The sequence below is a fragment of the Actinomadura coerulea genome (assembly GCF_014208105.1).
In the GTDB taxonomy this organism is placed as follows: domain Bacteria; phylum Actinomycetota; class Actinomycetes; order Streptosporangiales; family Streptosporangiaceae; genus Spirillospora; species Spirillospora coerulea.
In genome coordinates, this window is the sequence record NZ_JACHMQ010000001.1 from 3,060,843 (window position 1) to 3,080,874 (window position 20,032).

Here is a 20,032-nt window from a genome sequence, read left to right on the forward strand (position 1 = left end):
CGGTCCTCAGAGGTGGTCGGAACGGAAGGTGAGGTGTCCAGAGCCGGCCTCGAAGACGGCGTAGCCGTCCCTCATGCCGGTGAAGCGGGCGCCGCCAGGCCCGGAGACGTGCACGTCGCCCGCCGAACGGGCGGGGACGTGGATCTCGGCGCGGACGTTGACGGGGATGTCCGCGTCGAGCGAGAAGCCGCGGCCGGCCCGCTTCCACGTGACGCCGACGTCCCCGCGCTGCAGCGGGACGGTCCCGGACGCGCGCTCCAGCCCGGTCAGCGGCGGCTTGACGGCGACGAGGACGGCACGGCGTTCGGCGGCGCGCGTCGTGTCACGGCGAATCATGTGAAGCAACCTCCACGTCGTTGCTGCGGCTTGCGGTCATCCGCCGGAAGGAGCCGGGGCCGACCGCGCCCGCGTGGGCGCGGTCCCGCCCCGGCCCCTCCCGGCTACGGCCGTACGGAGAACCCGCTCATCTGCACGTTCGCGCCGACGCCGTCCCAGCTCCTGGTGATGTCCAGGCGCACGTAGCGGGCGCTGACCTTGGCGAAGGCCGTCGTCCCGCCCTCCTTCGGCGTGTCCGCGGCCGTGGCCACGGTGCGCCAGGTCCGTCCGTCCGAGGAGACCTGCACGCCGTAGTCGCGCGGCCCGTAGTTGGAGCGCCCGCCCACGACGACCGAGCCGAACTCGACCGGCGCGCCGAAGTCGACGCCGTAGCGCACCGGGTCGGCGGGGGTCGGCCCCTGCCCGGCGGCGCGGCCCCACGACACCCAGAACGTGCTGGGCGAGCCGTCCACGGCGAGCTTGGCCGGGTACCGGTCCTGGCCGGCGTCGGCGACCACCCGCGGGAACGGCGTGCCGCCCGGGTTGAGGGCGAGGTCGCCGGAGTGCCGCAGGGTCACCGCCGCGGCGGCGGACGGTCCGGCGCCGCTGCGCGCGGTCACCTTCACCGTGCTCGCGCCGGACGCGACCCCCTTGTCGCGCAGCGCGACGGGCACCGTCACCGACCCGCCCGCGGGCACCGTGACGCGGCCCCGCTCCGGCTCGGCGCTGATCCCCTCGGGGGCCGAGGCGGCGACCGTCACGTTCGCCGCGCGCCCGGAGGCGTTGGTGACCAGGACGGTCGCGCGGTTGTAGCCGCCGTCCGCCAGCGGCAGCTCCGGTTCGAGGGCCTCGACGGCCAGCACCGGCCGGTCGCCTCCGGACGGCGTGAGGGTGGCGGGGCCGAACAGCCCGTAGTCCATCGGCGCCCGCGCCGAGGCCCCGGTGCCGGGCGCGGCGCGGACCGCGTTGAGCAGCGTGGAGGCGACCCGCACGGTGATCGTGTTGGCCCCGGGCCGCAGGTACCGGCCCACCTCGACGTGCCGCAGGTCCGCCTGGTTCAGCGGCGGCAGGTCGTGCCCGTTGACGTTCACGCGGACGGTGTCGACCGGTGTCCCGAGATCGAGTGCCGCCCGGTCGATGCCCTTCCAGCCGTCGTCCAGGGTGACGTTCGCGGTGTAGGTGCCCACGCCGGAGACGTCCGCGAGGTCCACGGGGTAGCCGTTGGCCTTGGTGATCGCCGACCAGGCGGGCAGCGCGCCGCCCTCCCCGGCCTTCACCGTGACCGGGCCGAGCGCCTTGTGCGCGGTGTCGCCGGGCCTGCCGGAGGGCCCGGGCCCCCAGGAGTCGACCGACAGCGACCACTCGTCGAGCCGCACGGGCTGCGGGACGGCCGCCGTGCCCTGCGCGCCCTGCGGGCGGGAGCCGCCCGCCCGGCCGGTGAAGGTGGCGTCGTGCCGCGGCGTGACCGCGATGACCGCGGCGTCGTTCGCGGCCAGCCGGACCGGGACGGTGACGGTGCCGTGGCCGGAGGTGTAGCCGGCGATCGGGGTGATCTTGCCGGTCCAGGTGTCCAGCCGGTAGGGGACGCCCTCTCCGGTCAGGGTGATCTTCTGCGCGGTCGCGGTGTTCGTCTGGTTGTACAGGTAGTAGTAGTCGGTGGAGTCCGCCTGGCGGCGCACGTCCAGGATGGCGCCCGAGCCGTCGTGCGGCGTGGCGGCCGGCGTGACGCGCAGGCGCCGCAGCGCGTCCGGCGCGTCCGCCTCGCTCGCCACCCGCACCACGCCGCGCTGCCGGAGGAGTTCGGAGACCACCGACCTCAGGCGCGCGTCCTGCCGCGCGGCGTCGCCGTTGCCGGGCACCGCGCTCGGCACGTCTCCGACGATGACGACGGGAAGACCCTGCCGCGCCAGCCGCAGCAGCTTCTCCGCGGCGTCCACCGGCATCGTCTTCTGGTTGTTCAGCAACACCGCGTGGTAGGCGGAGCGGTCGCCGAACAGGGCGCCGCGGGAGAAGGACGCGTCCTTGCGGCGCAGCAGCGCCGGGCTGAGGTACTCGTAGGTGTATCCGGCCGACGCCAGCGCCGAGGAGCTCTGGATCAGCTTGTTCGACCCGCTCCCGGTGGTACCGGTGCCGTTCATGCCGAAGTCCTGCCAGTACACGGCCAGGTCGAACCGGGGCTTGCCCTGCCGCAGCACGAGCTGCATCCGGGCCAGGTTGTCGTTGACCGCGCGGTAGTCGGCCCAGTTGGGGCCGCCCTTGTCGCCGAACGCCTCCGAGTAGGAGGCGTTGCCGCCGTAGGTCATGCCGGGCCAGGCCGACTGCGGCCCGGCGCCCGCGGGTCCCCTGCTCAGGTACGGGAAGCCGTGCCAGACGACCTGGTTCACGCCGCCGGCGAGGCCCCGGTAGACCGCCTGGAGGTTCGAGGCGTCCGATCCGGCGCCGGCCGTCGAGCCCCACACCGAGCCGGAGAAGGCGCAGCACTCGTCGGACACCACCGGCCGCCCGGACACGTGCGCGCCCGTCGCGACGACCCGGTAGTCCTGCACGTTGCTGTAGGCCCCGACCGACTGCCCGAACGCCAGGGACTCGCCCTCGGGCACGTCGACGTGCGAGGCGGCCTCCGCCACGTCCACCGGGATGCCGTAGGGCTGGATGCGGGTGCTGATGTGGTGCGTGTGGGCCCACTCGCGGAGCACGTCGAGCCGGTTGCGGATGTAGAGGTCGCTGAGGGTCTGCCGGTAGTCGGTGCGGACCCGGGCGCCGACGCCGCCGCCGAAGTCGAAGAACGGCCGGTCGGTGATGCCCTGGTCGCCGGCGCCGGCGAGGGCGGGGAGCACCTCGACCGGGGAGTAGCCGCGCCGCTTCGTCCACTGGTCGACCAGCTCGGACGTCCACTTCTGGGTGGTGCCCAGTTCGAGCGAGTCCTCGAACAGGTCGCTCTCGCCCATCTGCGCGAGCAGCTTCCGCACGTCCGGGGTGAGGATGTGCTCGTCGTAGAAGTCCGTGGTGGCCTTCGCGCCCGCCTCGCTGAACGGGTCGAGTGCGTAGTTGGTGCCGGTCGCGGTGTAGCCGGACAGGGACTGGCCGCTGGGCGTCTGGTAGAAGGCGATCAGCGCGTAGGTGCTCTCACCGTCGCCGGGGAAGTCGACCGTGAGGCCGCCCTGCGCGTCCACCTTCGAGGTGACGTCGGTGACGCCGGCGCGGTCCAGCATCCGCGGCCCGGTCGAGGCGGCGCAGCCCGCGTCGGAGCACTTGGCGACGAGCGCGGCGATGAGCGTCTTCTTCGCGCCGGCGGGCGGCGCGACGTTGAAGTTGGCCGGCAGCGCGCCGGACCTGCTGGTCCCTCCCTTGTGGAACTCATGGGAGAAGACGACCTGCTGCTGCGCGCTCGGGTCGTTGACGTCGTTCACGGTGGGGACGATCGCGGGCCAGCGCGGGCCGATGGTGAAGTCCAGGCCGAGCCCGTTGGCCTTGGCCGCGGCCAGCATCGTCCGGGTCTTCTGCGCCCACAGCGGGGTACCCCAGCCGTAGGTCTTCAGGAACTCCGGCGAGTTGTTGCCGGTGCCCTCCACGCTGAACGGGGCGACCTCCGCGCCGCCGCCGCCCGCCTTCCTGATCTGTTCGAGCTCCGCGGCCAGTTCCCTGTCGTCGGTGTGGGCGAGCGGCTGCCACCAGCGGTACTTGGGCCGCACGGACGCCGGGGGGTCGGCGAAGGTCCCGGCGGTCAGGGCCGGGACGTCCGGTCCGAACGGCGGAGCGGCCTCGGCGGCCCCGGCGGCCGCGAGCCCGGACACGGCCAGGAGCGCGGCCGCCGGCACCGCGAGGAGCCGGGCTTTGGAATGAGTCACGAGGAGTAGCCCTCCAGCTCGATGACGCGGCTGTAGTTGTGGTCGTTGGAGTCGCGGACGAGGAGCCGGAGCGCCGACGCCCGGACGGGCGCGAAGGTCCTCTCGACCGTCCCCGCGGTGCTGGCGGCGACCGTCGCGACCGTCGTCCACGTCCCGTCCACGCGGGCCTGGACGTCGAAGTCGCGGATTCCGGTCTTGGCGGCCGGGTGCGCCGGGTCGTCGAGAGTGAAGACCTTCACGCGGCCGACGCGGCGCGGCTCGTCCCAGGTGGCGGTGAGGGTGTCGGGGAAGTCCCCGGCGGTGTCGTCGTTCCAGCCGCCGACGCCGTTCAGCCACACGCCGGAGTCGGTGCCGCCGTCGTTGGTCCACGCGGCCGAGGAGCCGCTGTGGACGCTGGAGGCCGACATCTCGGCGACGCGCACGAGGTTTCCGGTGACGCGCACCGGAGCCCGCACGCTCTCGTCGTCGACGGTGAGGGTGACGGTGCCGTCCGTCCCGCCGCCGTCGCGCCCGACCGTGACCGGGACCTCCGTGGAGCCGCCGGCGGGAATCGTGACCCGTCCAGCGGCGGCGGCGGTGAACCCGTCCGTCGCGGCGGCCTTCACCGGGACGGTGACGGCGTGCCGCTCAAGGTTGGTGACGCGGAAACGGGCCTTCGAGGACTCGCCGTCGACGACGGGGATGTCAGTGCCGAAGGGGGGCTCGACGGCGAGCTGGGTGCGGTCCTGCTGCACGGCCTCGGGCGTGCGGACGTTGAACGTCCAGGACCCGGATCCGACCTCGTACACGGCGCGCCCGTCCTGGACGCCCAGGGACCGGGCGCCCGCCGGGGCCGTGGCGCCGGACGCGCCGAGCAGCGGCACCTCCACGCGCGCGGGGGCGCCCGGCGGGACGGTCACGTCGAGCCGCAGGTCGTGCCCGGAGCGGCGCCACGCGCTGGAGACCGCGCCGCGCGGGGTGCGGTAGGTGGAGGAGGCGCGGGTCAGGTCGCCGACGACGGCGGGCCGGACCACGAGCTTGCCGAACGCGACCGAGTCGCCGGCCTGGCCGATCCCGGCGAGCCCGGCGCCGAACCACTCGTCGATCGCGCCGAGCATGAAGTGGTTCTGTGAGCCGTAGCCGGTCGGGCCGTCCCAGTACTCGGTGAGCGCGGTCGCGCCGTGCACGACCTGGTAGCCGTAGCTGGGGTCGGTGACCTGCTGCGCGACGGCGAGGATGACGTCGTCGCGCCCGGCCGCCGACAGGACCCGGAACAGCGCGGGCAGGGCGATCTCACCGACCGTGAGGTGGTGGCCCTTCGCCTTGACGGACGCGACGAGGTGGTCGAGGACGGCCTGCCGCTGGGACTCCGGGACGATGCCGAGGTCGAGCGCGAACGCGTCCCCGGCCTGGCTGCCCGAGCCGTAGGTGTGCCCGGCCTCGTCCAGGTACTTGGCGTTGAACGCGCCGGCGATGTCGCCCGCGAGCCTGCGGTAGCGGGCGGCGTCGTCGTCCTTGCCGAGCAGGCCGGCGACGGAGGCGAGCGCGGCGGCGCTGCGCTGGTAGCCGTAGGTCGCGGCGATCCCGCGCGGCGTGGTCTTGTCGACGGCGGCCCAGTCGCCGAGGCCGTAGTCGAGCAGGTTCCCCTTCGCCTTGGAGGTCAGGTAGTCCAGGTAGCGCCGCATGTTCGGGTAGAAGTCGCGCAGCGGGCGGGCGTCGCCGTAGGTTCGGTAGTGCTGCCAGGCGGCCAGGATGATGGCGCTCCCCCAGTTGGGGTCGTCGCGGACGCCGCCGGAGAACTGGACGTACTCGGGCGCGATGTCGGGGACGAGCCCGTCGGGCGTCTGCGCCTCGGCCATGTTCCGCAGCAGCGCCGGGTAGTAGGCCGCGACGTCGTAGTTGCGGGTGACCGACCCCTGGACGAGCTGGGTCTCCTCCAGCCAGCCGAGCTTCTCCCGGTCGGGGCAGTCGGTGAGGATGCTGAACATGTTGCCCTGGATCGACCGGTCGATGATCTTGTGGATGCCGTTCAGCAGCAGGTCGGAGCTCTCGAACGAGCCGGCGGAGGCGTTGCCCGCGCGCAGCACGACGGCCGACACGGCGTCCGCGTCCGGAGCGGACGGCAGTCCCGTCACCTGGAGGTAGCGGAAGCCGTGGTAGACGAAGCGGGGGTGCCAGGTCTCGGTGCCCTTCCCGGCGAGGGTGTAGTGGTCCTCGACCGGGGGGCGCCGGGCGCCACCGGCGATCATCGTGCCCTGCTCGACGAGGCCGTCCGCGCCGAGCCGCTCGCCCGGCTTGAGCGCCAGCTGCGTCCCGCGCGGGCCGCTGACCCGGATCTGCGGCCAGCCCGCGACGTTCTCGCCGAGGTCGAAGACGTAGGTGCCCTTCTCCGGCCGCGTGACCTTCACGGTCCGGCGGCGGCCGGCGGGCACGATCGCCGGTGACATGCGCGCGGTGAGCGCGATGCCGGGGTCGGGCGCCTCGGCGGCCGGGCGCCAGGTCGCCAGGTCCGCCGACGGCTCGTCCCAGCCCTCGCGGGCGAGGCGGGCGTCCTCGTCCTCACCGCCGTACCAGTGGGTGAAGGTGGTGGGGCCGAGGTCGGTGCGCCAGGACGAGTCGGTCGCGACCCGGGCGGTCGTCCCGTCCGCGAGCGTGACCTCCAGCTGGGCGAGCAGCTTCGGCGCGCCCTGCGCGCCGACGTACTTGGTGTAGCGGTCGCTGGTGGAGGTGACGTTGTAGGTGCCGTTGCCGAGCCGGACGCCGATCGCGTTGCCGCCGCGCCGCAGCAGCTTCGTGACGTCGTAGGCCGCGTACTCGGCGCGCTTGCGGTAGTCGGTGTTCGGCGGTTCAAGGACCGCGTCGCTCACGGGGCGGCCGTTGACGGTGGCGTCGTAGATGCCGAGCGCGGTGATGTAGAGCCGAGCCGACCGCACCTCGTCCTTCAGCGAGAACTGCCGGGCGAGCAGGGGCAGCCGGGGCAGGTCCGTCTGGTAGGCGGGCGGCGGCTCCTGGCCGGTGACGGTCTTGGCGGTGGCGAACGGGCCGTCCGCCGAGTCGGAGGTCTGCACCGTGTAGTCGACGGGGAAGTTCGGCGTCTTGCCGTCGCTCGTCATCAGGTCGGTGCGCGGATACAGCCTGACCGACGCCAGGTCCTTGACGGCGCCGAGGTCGAGCTGGAGCCAGATGTGATGGCCCGGGTCCTGCGAGCCGTAGGCGGGGCTGGTGTAGCCGAACGGCGCCGTCTGCGTGGTGAGGGCCCCGTCGGCGACGAACTCGGGCATCCACTTGCCGGGGTACTCGCGCACCTCGGACGCGGTGACCTTCGCGCCCTTCGCGACGTTCGTCCCGGACGGGTCGAGCGCCTCGATCTCGGCTAGCTGGAGCCGCGACAGCAGCGAACTGCCCTCCTTGACGGGAAGGCCCAGCTTCGTCACGTCCAGCCGCAGGTGGCGGGCCCTGGTCCCGGCGGGCAGCGCGACCGTGGCGGGGGTCGGCGCCCGGTTCAGCCAGCGCTCGTCGCCGATCCACTTGCCGGACCAGTCGTCCTTGGCGAGCAGGCCCGTCTCGAACCGGGCCGGGGCGCTCCAGCCCGACGCGTGCCCGGAGCCGTCCCAGACCCGGACCCGCCACCACACCTGGCGGCGGGAGGTGAGCGCCGTGCCCCGGTAGACGGCGCCGGCGGCGGCGGAGGCCACCCGTCCGGAGTCCCACAGGTCGGCGCGGCCGAGCCGGTCCCGGGACGTCGCCGCGACCACCTGGTACGCGGCCTGGGCCGAGCCGCGGCCCGGGGCCGACAGGCGCCAGCTGAGGGTGGGGGTGGTGTCGTCGATGCCGATGGGGTCGTCGAGCGCGTCGGTCCGCAGCCCGGTGGCGCGGAGCCCCGGGGCGTCCGCGCGGGCGGGCAGGGCGGTGGCGGCGGTGAGTGCGAGGCAGAGGGCGACGCCGCATACGGCACCGCGTGGTGGGGGGATTTCGGGCATGACGGAACATCCTTCGGACCTGCGCGGGGGGTGGGGGGTGGCGTCGTCGCGCCGTCAGGGTGTCGTCAGGGGTTCACATGGACCAGTTCGATCTCCAGGAGGTCGGCGAGAGCCTTCAGGTCGGCGACGCGGTGGCCCGTCCCGAGGGCCCAGTGGTGGGAGATGCCGGTGGCCGACCACGCGTCGGTCCACTCACCGGGGTCGCAGCCGAAGTCGACGCGGGAGGTGGTGTTGCCGATCTGCAGCAGCGGCCCGTCCACGGTCTCGCCCTCGGACGCGACGAACGCGAACCGGCCGTCGCGGCGCTGGATGATCCCGAACGCGGTGACCGGGCCGTGCTTGACGTCGAACTCGACGGACACGCCGTAGCCGCGCTTGCCGTGGTAGACGCCGAGGCCGCGCAGCAGCGGGCGGCGGGCGCTGATCGCCAGGTGGGCGGGCCCGTCGTGGCCCATCTCGACGTGGCCGCGGCGGAAGTCCAGCGCCTGCAGCTCGGTGAAGGAGCCGCCCGCGCCGAGCCGGTCGGCGACCAGCATCGCCAGGGACGTGCGCAGCTCGTACTCCCCGGCCGCCGGGATCCCGCGGGCGGTGAGCAGCGACGCGCCGAGGATCATCCCGGCGCCGAGCCGCTCGTGGATCTCGCCGTCCAGGCCGCGGTGGTAGTAGGCGAGGCTGTCCAGCCCGAAGTCCTCGACGAGGCGGTCGAGGCCGACCGAGACGCGGGCCGCCCAGGTCAGGTCGTCGTCGTTGACGGACGCGTCCAGCTCGAAGGTCTTCTCCGCCTCGGCCTTCTTGGCGGCCGTCTCGGCGTCGGTGACCTTCTCCACGCGGACCCGCAGGTCGTCGAACTCCAGCACCTCGACGTGCCCGCCGAAGTTGGCGCTGACGAGCGTGAGGTCGGTGGAGACGTCGAGCATGCCCGGGTAGAGGTGGCCCATCAGCCCGTGCCTGCCCCGCCGCAGTGCCGCGCGGACCCCGGCGGCGCGCACCCAGCGGCCGATCTTCGCCCAGGCCCGCTCGTCCTCCAGGTAGCCCGACACCGAGCGGAACGGGACGCCGCAGCGCGCGAACGCGTTCGCCATCTCCGGCAGCGGGCAGGCGCCGCAGTAGGCGAGCCACTGCCCGGTGTCGAAGGTCGCGTGGTCCATCGACTCGGTCGGCTGCAGGTTGATCAGCAGGACGGGCGCGTCCGCCCGCTGCGCCACCGGGACCAGCATCGTCGCGGTCATGTAGGTGGTCAGGAAGCCGACGATGATGTCGCAGCCCTCGGCGCGCAGCCGCTCGGCCGCGGCCGCGCCCTCCTGCGCGTCGGAGATGAACCCGACGTCGACGACCTCGGCGCCGAGCCCGCGCATCCGCTCCGAGACGCGCTCGGCGGACCGCTTGAGCTGCGGCAGCAGGTCGGGGAACTGCGGCCAGTAGGCACCGAGCCCGCCGGCGACGAGGCCGACCTTGACGGGCGGCGGCGCTGTGGTGTCTGCCATTGCTTGTCCTCTCCTAAAATGCCCACCGGACGCGGCCTCCCGGGCCCGGGAGGTGACGACGGACACAAAAGAGGGTGCGAACTTCTCGGCCGGCGGCATCGTTGTCCCTTCGGGTTCACTTGGTCGAGCGGGCCCAGCGGGGACGGCCGGCGGCCCGGTGGGGACGGCGCGGCGGCGGCGGGGTGAGCGCCGCGGCCGCGCGGTCCGGGCCGCCGGCCGTCCTTCTCGGTGGGGCGTCCTCCTCAGCGCAGGAACGCGGCGGCGACGCCCGCGTCCACGGGGATGTGCAGTCCGGTGGTGTGGGTCAGGTCCCCGCCGGTGAGGGCGAAGACGGCGGCGGCGACGTGCTCGGGCAGCACCTCGCGCTTGAGCAGAGTCCGCTGGGCGTAGAACTCGCCGAGCCTCTCCTCCTCGACGCCGTACACGGCGGCGCGCTTGGCGCCCCACCCGCCGGCGAAGATCCCCGACCCGCGCACGACCCCGTCCGGGTTGATCCCGTTGACGCGGACGCCGTGCTCGCCGAGCTCGGCGGCCAGCAGCCGCACCTGGTGCGCCTGGTCGGCCTTGGTCGCGCCGTAGGCGATGTTGTTCGGCCCGGCGAACACCCCGTTCTTGGACGAGATGTAGACGATGTCGCCGCCCATCCCCTGCTCGACCATGACGCGGGCGGTCTCGCGGGACACCAGGAACGAGCCGCGCGCCATGACGTCGTGCTGGAGGTCCCAGTCGGCGACGGTCGTGTCCAGCAGCGGCTTGGAGATGGACAGGCCGGCGTTGTTGACGACCAGGTCCACGCCGCCGAAGGCCAGGACGGCCTCCCGGACGGCCGCGGCGATCTCGTCCTCGGAGGTCACGTCCGCCCCGGCGGCGACGGCGGCGTCGGAGGCGCGCAGCGCGGTGGCGCCGATCTCCGCGGCGACCTTCTCGGCGGCCGCGAGGTCCCGGTCGGCGACGACGACGCAGGCGCCCTCGGCGGCGAGCCGGCGGGCGGTGGCCGCACCGATGCCGGAGCCTCCGCCGGTGACGAGCGCGACGCGGGAGGCGAGCGGCTTGGGCGCCGGCATCCGGCGCAGCTTGGCCTCCTCCAGCTCCCAGTACTCGATGCGGAACTTCTCCGCCTCGTCGATCGGCGCGTACGACGACAGCGCCTCGGCGCCGCGCATCACGTTGATCGCGTTGACGTAGAACTCGCCGGCGACCCGCGCGGTCTGCTTGTTCGCCCCGAAGGAGAACATCCCGACGCCCGGCACCAGCACGATCGCCGGGTCCGCGCCGCGCATCGGCGGCGAGTCCGGGCCGGCGTGCCGGTCGTAGTAGGCGGCGTACTCCTCGCGGTAGGCGGCGTGCAGCTCCCTCAGCCGCGCCTTGGCGTCGTCGAGCGGCGCGTCCGGCGGCAGGTCCAGCACCATCGGCGCGACCTTGGTGCGCAGGAAGTGGTCCGGGCACGAGGTGCCGAGCGCGGCGAGCCTCGGGTGCTCGGCCCGCGAGACGAAGTCGAGGACGGCCTCGCTGTCGGTGTAGTGCCCGACCTGCGGGCGGTCGGTGGACGCCAGGCCCCGGACGAGCGGGAACAGCGCGGCGGCGCGCGCGTGCCGCTCGTCCTCGGGCAGCACCGGGTGGACGACCTCGCCGAACGGGTCGGCCTTGCCGTGCTCGGCGATGTAGGCCTCGGCGGTGCGGATGATGTCGAGGGAGTTGGCCTTGCACTCCTCGCTCGTCTCGCCCCAGGCGGTGATGCCGTGCCCGCCGAGGACCACCCCGATGGCGCCGGGGTTGGCGCGCTTGATCTCGGCGATGTCCAGGCCGAGCTGGAAGCCGGGGCGCCGCCACGGCACCCACGCCACCCGGTCGCCGAAGATCCGCCGCGTCAGCTCCTCGCCGTCGGCGGCCGTCGCGATCGCGATGCCGGAGTCGGGGTGCAGGTGGTCGACGTGCGCGGCCTCCACGAGGCCGTGCATCGCGGTGTCGATCGACGGGGCGGCGCCGCCCTTGCCGTGCAGGCAGTAGTCGAACGCCGCGACCATCTCGTCCTCGCGCTCGACGCCCGGGTAGACGTCCACGAGGGCGCGCATCCGGTCCAGCCGCAGGACGGCCAGGCCCTTCTCGGTGAGGGTGCCGAGGTCGCCGCCCGAACCCTTCACCCACATCAGTTCGATGTCGCGGGCCGTCACGGGGTCGGTCACCGTGCCCTTCGCGGACGCGTTCCCTCCCGCGTAGTTGGTGTTGCGCGGGTCCGAGCCGAGGGAGTTGGCGCGTTCCAGCAGATGCTCCACCTCGGGTGGAGTGGCGGTCATCGGATACTCCTCATGTGGGTGCGTGGTTTCACGGACGTACGTGGAAGTCGTAGGTGCCGGACGCGGCCTCCACCCGGACGACGCTCCCGTTGGCGCCCTGCCCGGCGCCGAGGACGCGCACGCCCCGGGCGGCGGTCAGCGCCCGCCCGCTCTCGGCGACCCGGTCCGCGGACGCGGCGGGCACCTCGATCTCGGCGGTGGCGCCGACGGGGACGCTCACGCGCAGGTCGAACCCGGAGGCGGACCGGGTCCAGCGGACCGCGACCGGGCCGTGCGGGGTCGGCGCGGAGCCGTTCACCGAGGCCAGGTCGCCGACCGGCTGCGGCGCGATCCTCACCCGGTCGAACCCGGGCGCGGCGGGAGTGATCCCGGCGAGGTCCTCGGTGAACCACTCGCCGACGGCGCCGCCGAGGAACACGTGGTCGCGCGACCGGGAGTCCAGGTCCCAGCGCTCCCACAGCGTGGTGGCGCCGTTCGCGGCCCAGTACCCCCAGCCCGGGTAGGTGCGCTGGTCGGCGACGCGGTAGGCGAGGTCGCCGTGCCCGCGCCTGGTCAGCTCCGTCAGCAGGTACTTGGTGCCGAGCGCCCCGGTGTTGAGGTGGTCGCCCCGCTCCTCGACGTCCCGGACGAGCCGGTCGGTCACGGCCTTCTGCGACTCCTGCGGCGCGAGCCCGAGGGCCAGGGCGAGCAGCGCGCTGGTCTGCCGGTAGCCGGGGTCGGACCTGGTGACGTAGGCGTCGCCGCGCAGGAACGCCTTGTTGAAGGCGTCCTTGGCGCGGGCGGCGGCCTCCCGGTAGCGGGCGGCGTCGTCGCCATGGCCGAGGACCTCCGCCACATCGGCGATGATCAGCGCGTTGGAGTAGGTGTAGGCGGTGCCGTGCAGGCGCCCGTCCTCGGGGGTGTTGCCGTTGTACCCGGGGGCGAGGTAGTCGTTGAGGCTGCTCGGGTAGAGCCCCTCCCCGTCCGCGCGCTTGAGCCAGCCGTCCAGGTACGCCCGCATCGCCGGGTAGTTCGCGGCGAGGACGTCGCGGTCGCCGTACCGCTGGTACATCTGCCAGGGGATCTCGGTGAAGGAGGCGTGCCACGGCGGCGCCTGGCCGTAGGAGCCGAGGCCCCAGCCGTTGTCGGGCACGATCCCCGGGATGACGCCGTCGGAGCCCTGGCTGTCGCGGTGGTCGGTCATCCACTTGGCGAACAGCCGGCGCAGGTCGAACCGGCCCATCTCCATCTCGGCCATGAGCTGCGCGTCGCCCGTCCACCCGTTCTTCTCGTACATGGGGGTGTCGGTCGGGATGCCGTGCCAGTTGTTGACGACGGTCTGCCGGGTGATGGTCTCCAGCGTGTCGAACAGGTCGTTGGAGCTGCGGAACGAGCCGTTCGAGCGCAGGTCGCTGTGCACCTCGCGGCCGTCGAGGTCGTCGGCGGTCGGCGGCTCCCCCGGCCAGCCGGTCACCTGGACGTACTGGAAGCCCTTGTAGCTGTAGCGGGCCTCCCACGTCTCGGTGGCCCCGGTCCCGGCCAGGACGTACTCGTCGGTCTGGAAGCGCCCGGTGACGAGGCCGTTGCCGGCCTGGACGGTCCCGTCGGAGTTGAGCCGCTCGCCGTACTTGAGGCTGACGGTCGCGCCCTTCGGGCCGCGGGTCCGGATGCGGGCCCATCCGGCGGTGTTGTGGGGCATCTTGAAGACGTGGACGCCCGGCTTGGGGCTGGTGACCTCGACGGGCCGCAGGGTGCGGGCGACCTTGATCGGCTCGTGCTCCTCGGGCACCACGGTGGCCGTCGGGGCCGTGACCGTCGCCGCCTGCCGCCAGGACGAGGCGTCGAAGCCGGGGCGGTCCCAGCCGGGCTTGTCCTCGCGGGCGTCGTAGGTCTCTCCGCCGTAGAGGGAGTCGTAGCGGACGGGGCCCTCGGTGTAGCGCCACCCCCCGTCGGTCGCGACCGTCTGGGTGCTGCCGTCGTCGTAGGTGACCACGAGCTGGGCGAGCAGCCGCGGCTCGCCGGTCCACGGGGCGGCGTTCCAGTTCCAGGCGTTCTTCTGCGTCATGCCGTAGAAGCCGCGGCCGAGCCGTGCCCCGATCACGTTGCCGCCGTGCCGCAGCATGCGGGTGACGTCGCGGGTGACGTACTCGACGCGCTTGTCGTAGCGGACGAACCCGGGCTGGAGGACCTCGTCGCCCACGCGCCTGCCGTTCAGGCTCAGCTCGGCGTAGCCGCCGGCCGCCGCGTACAGCCGCGCCTTGGCGATCTTCTTGCCGGAGACGGTGAAGTCGCGGCGCAGGAGCGGCTCGGGAAGGGTGGGCTTCTCGGGGTTCACCTCGCCCCACGGGGCGCCGCCCCAGGCCGCCAGCACCTTGGCCTGCGGCCAGCCCGCGTCGTCGTAGTCCGCCGCCTTCCAGTCCCCGGACGGCTCCTCGTCCGCGGCCCGCCAGGCCGCGCCGGTGTCGAACTGCTTCGGGTCCTGGCCCGGCAGTTCGAGGCGTCCGAGGAGCCCGGCGGGACTGGCCTTGCCGTTGGTCGCCTTGACGGCGACGACGTTGCGGCCCGCCCGCAGGTGGGAGGTGACGTCGACGACGATGGGGCGCCGCCAGTTCTCCGCCACCGGGTCGGGGTCGCGGCCGCCGGCCTCGGCGCCGTTCACCCAGGCGGTGAAGCCGTCGTCGGCCGTCATGACCAGGCGGGCGCCCTGCGGCACCGCGGCCAGGTCGAACGCGCCGCGCAGGTAGCGCGAGCCGGCGGGCGCCTGCGTCTTGGGGTCGCCCTCGGGGTACCAGATCCAGCTGGTGCCGCGCAGGTCGGGGGTGGACGCGGCGTTCTCCGGGGCGCCGATCCAGGAGCCGCGCCAGCCGTCCGCGCCGAGCGCGGTCTCGAACCAGGTCGTCTTGCTCCAGCGCGTCCAGTGCCCGCGGGCGTCGGCGACCTTGACCCGCCAGGTGTAGCGGGTGGCGGGCCTGAGCGCCGGCCCGTCGTAGCGCACGTCGTAGCCGCGCGCCGAGCCGACCGCGCCCGAGTCCCAGACGGTGTGGCGGCCGTCGGCGGTGGCGACGGAGACGCGGTAGGCCGTCTGCCGCTGACCGCGCTCCCCCGCGCTCAGCACCCATCCGAACCGCGGCTTGGCGGCCGAGACCGCGTTCGGTGTCGTGGCGTGCTCGGTCTCCAGGCCGCCGATGCCCAGGGCGGCGTTCTCCACGGCGTGCGCGGGGACGGCCACGGCCAGGACGAGCCCGGCGGCGGCGACGAGGACGACGGGGCGGCGCGGCATGCTCACGCGCCCCAACCGGCCGCCTGGCCGTCCTTGCGCTCCTCCGCGATCCGCTCGAAGTAGCCGGACGCCTTGTAGGCGGCGACCGGGTCCGGGTGCAGGCCCATCTCCTCGCGCAGCTCGGCGAGCAGCGGCCGGACGTCGGTGTTGTAGGCGTCCATGAACACGGCGTTCGCCTCCAGGACGTCACCGGACCGCTGCGCCGACCGCAGGGCGTCGGCGTCCACCAGCAGCGCCTTCGCGGTGGCCTCCTGGACGTTCATCACCGAGCGGATCTGGCCCTGGATCTTCGGCTCGATGTTGTGGCACTGGTCGAGCATGAACGCCACGCCCGCTCCCCCGCTCTCTTGCCGGGGGGCGTGGGGGGTCGTCCCCCCACCGGGATAGGCGTCGTAGCCGCCGCCGCGCACCACCTCGTACATGATCCGGAACAGCTGGAACGGGTCGGCGGCGCCCACCATCAGGTCGTCGTCGGCGTAGAAGCGGGAGTTGAAGTCGAACCCGCCGAGCTTCCCCTCGCGCAGCAGGAACGCCACGATGAACTCGATGTTGGTGCCGGGCGCGTGGTGGCCGGTGTCGACCACGACCTGCGCCTTCGGGCCGAGCTTCAGGCAGTGCGCGTAGGAGGTGCCCCAGTCCGGCAGGTCGGTCGTGTAGAACGCCGGCTCGAACAGCTTGTACTCCAGCAGGAACCGCTGGTCGTCGCCGAGCCGGTCGTAGACGGCGGCGAGGGCCTCGGCCATCCGGTCCTGCCGGTCGCGGATGTCGTCCTGCCCCGGGTAGTTCGTGCCGTCGGAGAACCACAGCTTCAGGTCGCGGGACCCGGTGGCGTCCATGATGTCGACCGCCTCGAGCAGCTGGTCGAGGGCCTTGCGGCGGACGGCCGGGTCGGGGTTGGTGACGCTGCCGAGCATGTAGTCGTCGTCCTGGAAGACGTTGGTGTTCACCGCCCCGATCCGCACGCCCCGCTTCTCGGCGTGGGCGGCCAGCGCGGCGTAGTCGTCCACCCGGTCCCAGGGGATGTGGACCGCCACGCTGGGCGCGACGCCGGTGAACCGGTGCACCTGCGCGGCGTCGTCGATCTTCTCCCACGGGGTGCGCGGCACGCCCTGCTGGGCGAAGACCTTGAACCGGGTCCCCGAGTTCCCGTACGCCCACGAAGGGGTCTCGATCTGCTGGCGGCGCAGGGCGTCCTTCACCGCGCTGGTGTTGTTCACGCTTGCCTCTCTTCTATCCGGTCACCTGGTCAGTCCAGGTGGAAGACCTCGGGGAGCGTCCGCATCCCCTCGTCGGGGCGGCCGTCGAGGTCCTCGAAAAACGGCGCCATCTCCGCCTGCCACCGCGCGTTCACCTCGGTGCGGGCCATCGCCTCCTGGGCGGCCTCGAAGTCGTCGGTCTCCAGGTAGCCGACGAGAAGGCCGTCCTCGCGCAGGAACAGCGAGTAGTTGTGCCAGCCGGTGTCGCGCAGAGCGCTGAGCATGTCGGGCCAGACCGCCTGGTGGCGCAGCTTGTACTCCTCCAGGCGGTCCTGCCTGACCTTCAGCAGGAAGCAGACGCGCTTCGTGCTTCCGGACATCTGTGTGTCTCCTCGTGGGGGGCGGCCCCCACGCCTAGCGGTTCGCTTCGCTCAGGCTCAGAAGTGGTACTGGTCGATGTTCTTGGCGTCGAACACGGTCGGCGGGCCGAGGATCACTTCGCCGTTGGCGCCGATCGTGCGCTCGCCGAGCTTGCCGGCCTTGAACTTCTCGCCCTCCGCGCCGGTGATCTGGCCGGACGACAGCGCCGCCGCCGCGAACGCGGCGAGGTAGCCGAGGTTCTTCGGGTCCCAGAGCTCGAAGCCCTTGACCGTGCCGTCCTTGACGAACTTGCGCATCTGGTCGGGGGTGCCGAGGCCGGTCAGCGCGACCTTGCCCTTGTACTTGGAGCCGGAGATGTAGCGGGCGGCGGCCGCGATGCCCACCGTGGTGGGCGAGATGATGCCCTTCAGGTTCGGGTACGCCTGCAGCAGGCCCTGGGTCTGCTGGAACGACTTCTGGTCGTCGTCGTCGCCGTAGGCCACCTTGACGAGCTTCATCTTGGAGTACTCGGGCTTCTTGAGCTCGTCCTGCATGAACTTGATCCAGGTGTTCTGGTTCGTGGCGTTCGCGGTCGCCGACAGGATCGCGATCTCGCCCTCGCCGCCGATCTGCTCGGACAGCAGCTTGACCTCGCTGCGGCCGATCTCCTCGGAGCTGGCCTGGTTGATGAACAGGTCCCGGCAGTCGGGGTTGGTGTCGGAGTCGTAGGCGACGATCTTGATGTTCTTGGACATCGCCTGCTTGAGCGGCCCGCACACCGCGTTCTCGTCGTTGGCGGCGATGAGGATCGCGTCGTGCCGCTGCTGGATCAGCGTGTTGATGTAGGAGACCTGCGAGGACGCCGAGGCGTCGGACGGGCCGACCTCCTTGGCCTCACCGCCGAACTCCTTGGCCGCCGCGATGCCGGCGTTGTCGACGATCGTCTCGTAGGGGTTGTTGACCTGCTTGGGAAGGAAGGCCAGCTTCAGGCCCTTCTTCAGCGGCGCGTTCGGGTTCGCCGAGGCGTTCCCCCCGGCCTTGGCGTCCCCCGAGTCGGACGCGGAGTCCTTGGTGGTCCCGCCGCAGGCGGCCAGGCTGAGGGCCAGAGCGCCCGCCGTGGCGGCGGCCGCCAGCCGGCGCGGGGCGCGCAAACGAATGGTCATCAGAGTGCCTTTCACAGTTCCGGGTCGTGCTACGGGGTGGGTGGGCGTACGGCGGGGGGGCGGGGGTGGTGCGGTGCGTCAGGGTGCGGCGGCGGGGACCGCGGGTCTCGCGCCCCGCCGCCGGCCTCGGGCCTCGCGCGCCACGGCGATCAGCCGCGGCGTGAGGACGCTGATGATGAGCAGCAGGCCCGTGACGATCGACTGGACCTCGGTGGAGACGTCGTTGAGCATCAGCAGGTTGCGGAGCAGGCCGATGAGCAGCACGGCCGCGATGACGCCGCCGAGGGTGCCCTTGCCGCCGTCGAAGTCGACGCCGCCGAGCAGCACCGCCGCGATGACGGCGAGCTCCAGGCCGATGCCGTTGTCGGCGCGGGCGCTGCCGTAGCGCAGCGTGTAGACGACGCCGGCGAACCCGGCGACGAGGCCGGACACCGCGAACAGGATCAGCTTGATGCGCTTGACGCGGATGCCGGCGAAGTAGGCGGCGTCCTCCTGCGCGCCGATCGCGAACAGCGACCGCCCGACGCCGGTGGCGTGCAGGACGACGCCGGTCACGGCGGCGAGAACGGCGAAGAGCGCGACCGGGTACGGGATCGGTGTGCCCGGGATGGAGGACGTCGCGAGGTCGGTGTAGGCGGTCGGGAACTCCGAGACCGCCCCGGTCCCGAGCGTCACGTACGCCAGGCCCCGGTAGAGGGTCAGCGTGCCGATCGTCACGGCCAGGGACGGCAGCCCGAGCCTTGTCACCAGCAGGCCGTTCACCAGCCCGCACACGACGCCGACGACCAGCACCAGCGGGATGATCGCCTCGATGGACATCCCGCCGTCCCACAGCTTGCCGGTGAGGGCGCTGCACAGCCCGAGGATCGAGGCGACCGACAGGTCCACCTGCCCGCACACGACCAGCAGCGTCATCGGCAGCGCGATCAGCGCGATCTCGCTGAGGTCGTCCAGCGCGAACGACAGGTTGTCGTTGTTGGCGAAGTCCGGCGAGAACCCGGCGCCGCTCGCGAAGACCAGGACCAGCAGCAGGGTGACGGCGGTCTCCCACCGCATCAGGCGGCTCATGACCGTCCCTCCTTGCTCTCCGGGGCGGCGGCGCGGTGCGCGGCCGACGCCAGGGACCGCTGTTTCAGCGCCCGGGTGACGCGCAGCGCCAGCAGCCGGTCGACGCTGATGGCCAGCAGCAGCAGGACGCCGGTGATCGCGTCCTGCCAGAACGAGTTGACCTTGAGCACCACCAGCACGCTGCCGATGGTGGTGAGCAGCAGCGCGCCGAGCGCCGCCCCGTACACGGTGCCGACGCCGCCGGTGATGGCGACGCCGCCGACGACGACGGCGCTGACGACCTTCAGCTCCCAGCCGTTGGCCGCGTCCGCGACGACGGTGCCGAACCGGGCGAGCCACAGCACCCCGGCGAGGCCGGCGAGGGCGCCGCTGACCAGGTAGGCGGTGAGGACCCGGCGGCGGATCGGCACGCCGGCGAGCATCGCGGCCTCCGGGCTGGAGCCGATCGCGTAGTACTCGCGCCCGGAGGAGTAGGAGCGCAGGTAGTAGCCGACCGCCGCCATCACCACCACGGTGATGATCGGCAGGTAGGGGATGCCGAGGATCCCGTCGTTGCCGAGGCTCAGCAGCGACGCCGGGAGGTCCGCGGCGCCGATCTGGTCGCCGTGCGCGATGCGGTAGTCGAGCCCCTGGATCACGTACAGGGTGCCGAGGGTGACGACGAGGGCGGGCACCCGGCAGAAGCTGACCAGCAGCCCGTTCACGAGCCCGCAGACCAGGCCGATCCCGACGCCCACCAGCACGACCAGCACGACGTTGCGGTCCCCGCCGGAGGCGAACTTCCCGGCGCTGAACGCGACGAGCCCGACGACGGACCCGACCGACAGGTCGATGTTGCGGGTGACGACGACCATGCTCTGCCCGACGGCGAGCAGCACCAGGATCGAGGCGTTGAGGAAGATGTCCTTGAGGCCCTGGCCGGACAGGAACCGCGGGTTGGCGATCGTCGTGCCGAGCACGAGCACGACCAGCGCGCCGAGGATGCTCAGCTCGCGGGCGCGCAGCACCATCTCGACGAGGCGGCGCCCGCCGCCCGGCGGGCCGCCCGACTCCGGCCTGGCCGGGGACTGGGTGAGGACGGTCATC

The 20,032-nt window shown here is 73.0% G+C and carries 11 protein-coding genes; all 11 read right to left on the bottom strand.

Features of this window, described 5'->3' with window-relative positions; all coding sequences use genetic code 11:
• Positions 1–6: 6 nt before the first annotated feature.
• The 11 genes from BKA00_RS14155 to BKA00_RS14205 all read right to left on the bottom strand — a co-directional run bounded on the left by BKA00_RS14155 (position 7) and on the right by BKA00_RS14205 (position 20,031).
• A complete protein-coding gene (locus BKA00_RS14155; RefSeq protein ID WP_185025332.1) occupies positions 7–336 on the bottom strand; it encodes an alpha-L-rhamnosidase C-terminal domain-containing protein in 330 nt (109 codons plus the stop codon).
• A 104-nt stretch (positions 337–440) separates the two neighbouring features.
• On the bottom strand, positions 441–4,163 hold the full coding sequence (locus BKA00_RS14160; RefSeq protein WP_185025333.1) for a glycosyl hydrolase: 3,723 nt from the start codon (positions 4,161–4,163) through the stop codon (positions 441–443).
• Positions 4,160–8,122 carry a family 78 glycoside hydrolase catalytic domain gene (locus BKA00_RS14165; RefSeq protein ID WP_185025334.1) on the bottom strand — a complete coding sequence of 1,321 codons (3,963 nt, stop codon included), beginning with the start codon at positions 8,120–8,122 and terminating at the stop codon, positions 4,160–4,162. The genes BKA00_RS14160 and BKA00_RS14165 overlap by 4 nt, the downstream gene beginning before the upstream one ends.
• 65 nt (positions 8,123–8,187) lie before the next feature.
• Positions 8,188–9,606, bottom strand: coding sequence for an L-fucose/L-arabinose isomerase family protein (locus BKA00_RS14170; protein WP_185025335.1), 1,419 nt, complete (start codon positions 9,604–9,606; stop codon positions 8,188–8,190).
• Between the two features lie 242 nt (positions 9,607–9,848).
• Positions 9,849–11,900, bottom strand: coding sequence for a bifunctional aldolase/short-chain dehydrogenase (locus tag BKA00_RS14175; RefSeq protein ID WP_185025336.1), 2,052 nt, complete (start codon positions 11,898–11,900; stop codon positions 9,849–9,851).
• 28 nt (positions 11,901–11,928) lie between these two features.
• Entirely contained in the window at positions 11,929–15,159 is a 3,231-nt protein-coding gene (locus BKA00_RS14180; protein ID WP_230299093.1) for a family 78 glycoside hydrolase catalytic domain, read from the bottom strand.
• Positions 15,160–15,161: 2 nt separating this feature from the next.
• Positions 15,162–16,376: an L-rhamnose isomerase gene (gene rhaI, locus BKA00_RS14185; RefSeq protein WP_185025338.1), complete on the bottom strand. Its 1,215-nt coding sequence runs from the start codon at positions 16,374–16,376 to the stop codon at positions 15,162–15,164.
• Positions 16,377–16,405: 29 nt separating this feature from the next.
• Positions 16,406–16,735 carry an L-rhamnose mutarotase gene (locus tag BKA00_RS14190; protein WP_179847793.1) on the bottom strand — a complete coding sequence of 110 codons (330 nt, stop codon included), beginning with the start codon at positions 16,733–16,735 and terminating at the stop codon, positions 16,406–16,408.
• A gap of 57 nt (positions 16,736–16,792) precedes the next feature.
• The gene (gene rhaS / locus BKA00_RS14195; protein WP_185025339.1) at positions 16,793–17,878 is read right to left on the bottom strand and encodes a rhamnose ABC transporter substrate-binding protein; all 1,086 of its coding nucleotides are present in this window, start codon (positions 17,876–17,878) and stop codon (positions 16,793–16,795) included.
• A 78-nt stretch (positions 17,879–17,956) separates the two neighbouring features.
• Positions 17,957–18,946, bottom strand: a complete 990-nt coding sequence (locus BKA00_RS14200; protein WP_185025340.1) for an ABC transporter permease — start codon at positions 18,944–18,946, stop codon at positions 17,957–17,959.
• Positions 18,943–20,031, bottom strand: a complete 1,089-nt coding sequence (locus BKA00_RS14205; RefSeq protein WP_185025341.1) for an ABC transporter permease — start codon at positions 20,029–20,031, stop codon at positions 18,943–18,945. Before BKA00_RS14205 ends, BKA00_RS14200 begins: the two co-directional genes overlap by 4 nt.
• Position 20,032: the final 1 nt, after the last annotated feature.

Bases quoted from the DNA above. Each gene is read 5' to 3' on its own strand.
- BKA00_RS14190 (WP_179847793.1), bottom strand. From the start codon at position 16,735: ATGTCCGGAAGCACGAAGCGCGTCTGCTTCCTGCTGAAGGTCAGGCAG.
- BKA00_RS14170 (WP_185025335.1), bottom strand. From the start codon at position 9,606: ATGGCAGACACCACAGCGCCGCCGCCCGTCAAGGTCGGCCTCGTCGCC.
- rhaS (WP_185025339.1), bottom strand. From the start codon at position 17,878: ATGACCATTCGTTTGCGCGCCCCGCGCCGGCTGGCGGCCGCCGCCACG.
- BKA00_RS14200 (WP_185025340.1), bottom strand. From the start codon at position 18,946: ATGAGCCGCCTGATGCGGTGGGAGACCGCCGTCACCCTGCTGCTGGTC.
- BKA00_RS14165 (WP_185025334.1), bottom strand. From the start codon at position 8,122: ATGCCCGAAATCCCCCCACCACGCGGTGCCGTATGCGGCGTCGCCCTC.
- BKA00_RS14180 (WP_230299093.1), bottom strand. From the start codon at position 15,159: ATGCCGCGCCGCCCCGTCGTCCTCGTCGCCGCCGCCGGGCTCGTCCTG.
- BKA00_RS14205 (WP_185025341.1), bottom strand. From the start codon at position 20,031: ATGACCGTCCTCACCCAGTCCCCGGCCAGGCCGGAGTCGGGCGGCCCG.
- BKA00_RS14155 (WP_185025332.1), bottom strand. From the start codon at position 336: ATGATTCGCCGTGACACGACGCGCGCCGCCGAACGCCGTGCCGTCCTC.
- BKA00_RS14175 (WP_185025336.1), bottom strand. From the start codon at position 11,900: ATGACCGCCACTCCACCCGAGGTGGAGCATCTGCTGGAACGCGCCAAC.